Source organism: Kocuria sp., assembly GCF_030536815.1.
Taxonomy (GTDB): domain Bacteria; phylum Actinomycetota; class Actinomycetes; order Actinomycetales; family Micrococcaceae; genus Kocuria; species Kocuria gwangalliensis.
Genome location: NZ_JAUNPE010000236.1, coordinates 1 through 2,653, shown reverse-complemented (window position 1 = coordinate 2,653; position 2,653 = coordinate 1). Strand labels below are relative to the sequence as shown.

2 protein-coding genes, 1 pseudogene and 1 riboswitch are annotated in these 2,653 nt (G+C 64.8%); of the genes and pseudogenes, 2 read left to right on the top strand and 1 reads right to left on the bottom strand.

Annotated features, from left to right (window positions below; all coding sequences use genetic code 11):
• Positions 1 to 113 (bottom strand): annotated as a pseudogene (locus Q4E95_RS12610) (SDR family NAD(P)-dependent oxidoreductase); the annotation flags it as partial.
• Between the two features lie 93 nt (positions 114 to 206).
• Positions 207 to 297: riboswitch (SAM riboswitch) on the top strand.
• Between the two features lie 13 nt (positions 298 to 310).
• Here Q4E95_RS12610 and Q4E95_RS12605 point away from each other — a divergent pair.
• On the top strand, positions 311 to 1,522 hold the full coding sequence (locus tag Q4E95_RS12605) for a cobalamin-independent methionine synthase II family protein (RefSeq protein WP_303383632.1): 1,212 nt from the start codon (positions 311 to 313) through the stop codon (positions 1,520 to 1,522).
• Between the two features lie 250 nt (positions 1,523 to 1,772).
• Positions 1,773 to 2,653 (top strand): hypothetical protein (locus Q4E95_RS12600; RefSeq protein WP_303383631.1); only part of this gene is annotated, 881 nt, incomplete at its 3' end.

Sequence of the window (2,653 nt, the reverse complement as noted above, 5' to 3'; positions counted from 1 at the left end):
GCCACGATCACATGGGTACCGCGCTGGGCGAGAGCGCGGACCGCTGCGGTGCCAATGCCACTCGCGCCGCCGGTGACCAGGGCCTTCTTGCCCGTGAGAGTGCTCTCCGACATGCCCCGGCTCCTCAGTAGTGGGTGACCTACGTCCCGCACATTACGCGCGCCACAATTGGCCCGACCACCCACCCATGATGTTTGATGAGTGGGTAACCATCCAGAGCGGCCGAGAGATCTGGCTCGTCGACGCCGCAGCAACCCGGGATTCAGCCCACGGTGCTACCGCCAGGACCGATGGAAAGGACTGCTAGTTCATGCCTCAGAACACCGACCACATTCAGACCACCCACGTGGGATCGCTGCCCCGCACCCCCGATCTGCTGGAGGCCAATGGGCGCTTCCAGGAAGGGGAGGCCACCGCGCAGGAGTTGGACGCCGCGCTGGACACGGGCGTGATCGACATCGTCCGCAAGCAGCGTGAAATCGGCCTGGACATTGTCAACGACGGCGAATACGGCCACACCATGTCCTCCTCCGTGGATTACGGCGCGTGGTGGAATTACTCGTTCTCACGCTTGGGCGGGCTGACCCCCACCAACGAGGACCGCTGGAAGGATGCCGAGGTCAAGCGCTCCTCCCCCGGCAACATCGTGCTGACGAGCTTCCCGGACCGCCGCGACCGCGCTCGCTTCCGCGACGCGTACGAAGACCCCACCGCGGGCGTTCTGGCTCACCGCGCCTCCGTGGCCCAGCCCAAGATCACGGGCCCGCTGACCTACACCGGTCAGGACGCCGTGGCCGGTGACATCCGCCGCCTCAAGGATGCGATGGCCGAGACCGGGGCCCAGCAGGGTTTCGTGGCCGCGCTGTCCCCGGGTTCGTGCGCTCGCGTGCGCAACGAGTACTACTCGAGCGATGAAGAGCTCGTGTACGCCTGCGCGGACGCGATGCGCGAGGAGTACAAAGCCATTGTCGATGCCGGGCTGACCGTCCAGATCGACGACCCCTCCATTGCCGAATCCTGGGACCAGATCAACCCCGAGCCCACCGTGGAGGACTACCTGGCCTTCACCAAGATTCGCGTGGACGCACTCAACTACGCCCTGCGCGACCTGCCCGAGGATCAGATCCGCTTCCACCTGTGCTGGGGTTCGTGGCACGGCCCGCACACCACCGACCTCGAGTTCAAGTACCTGGTGGACCTCATGCTCACGATCAACGCCGGCGGCTACAGCTTCGAGGCATCCAGTCCCCGTCACGGCCACGAGTGGAAGGTCTGGAAGGACCACGCGCTCCCCGAGGGCAAGGTGGTTTACCCCGGGTTCGTCTCCCACTCGACTAACGTGGTGGAGCACCCCGAACTGGTGGCCGACCGCATCGAACAGTACGCATCCGTGGTGGGTCGCGAAAGCGTCGTCGCCTCCACCGACTGCGGCCTGGGCGGTCGCCTCCACCCCTCGATCGCGCTGGCCAAGCTCGATTCCCTGGTCGAAGGCGCGCGCCTCGCGACCGAGCGCTTGTTCTAGCGAGGCTCGCGAGCGGCGTCGTTGGCCCGCCGACGACGCCGCTCGCGCCGCCTTCGCCGCGCCCACCCTCGTCACCGCGGCCTGCGCCGTCATCACCATTTGATGCTGCCTTACTGCAAAGTAACCCGGCCTACGGTGCAGTAAGGCCGAATGAAATGGTGAGCAGCCCTCTGGGTCGCAAAGACTGCCGACCCGGCAGCCTGTGGATAACCCGGACCGCCGGAGTGGGTGACCGCCTACAGTCGCGGTCATGAAAGCCGCTCACGCCCTGAGTCTCGATCCGCTGCCGGATGTTTTGCCCACGGTCGCATGGGGTCTGCGCGCGCCTCAACTCAGCGCTGACCCCGCCATGGCGCGATTGACGCGCGGGCACTGGTTCCGAAGACCGGAGCACTACGAGCCGGCCATGCACACCTTGCTGCTGCATCGACATTTCCGGCAGGGCATGAGCGGCTTACCGATCACCGGTCTTCACGCATTGCGGTTGTACAAGTTGCCTCTGGGGCCCACTCAATACTGGGTCAATTCGACGCTCGGACACCGGCCCCCTCCGCACGGAAAGGCCTTCGCGAGCGCCATGACCACGCCCCACCTGGCCTGGAATTATTACCGACCCACCTCGGAACTGGGTGGTGCCAGACTCACCAGGTCCTACGGGCTGAACCCGTTTTTGGGGCCCTCGGGTTGCGCACTCACCCATCCGATCGAGGCGCTCACCGTGGCGGCGCCTTATCTGTCATCGTGGCGAATCATTGCCTGCCTGGACTACCTACTGGCGCACCGGATCCAGGTCACCAAAAAGATCTGGCTGAAACCCTTCGACCGCGAAGAAATCCTTCGGGCTCTTTCCCTGCTTCCTCCGCGCTCACGGTCTGTCGAACGGATCGCCAGGCTTCTGAGCCACGCTGTAGAACGAACCTGGTCCTCCGCCGAGACATTGACCCGGCTGCTGGTTCTCCAGAACGGCTTCCCTCCGCCCAGCATGAATCCGCTGGTGATGCTGGACGGCAGGGAACGCTTTCCGGACCTCGCCTGGACGGCCAAACGAACTGCTTTGGAGTACAACAGCAACCACCACGCAGTCGACATCCAGACCTACCGGGACGAGAGCTACAGACTCGAACGATTTCG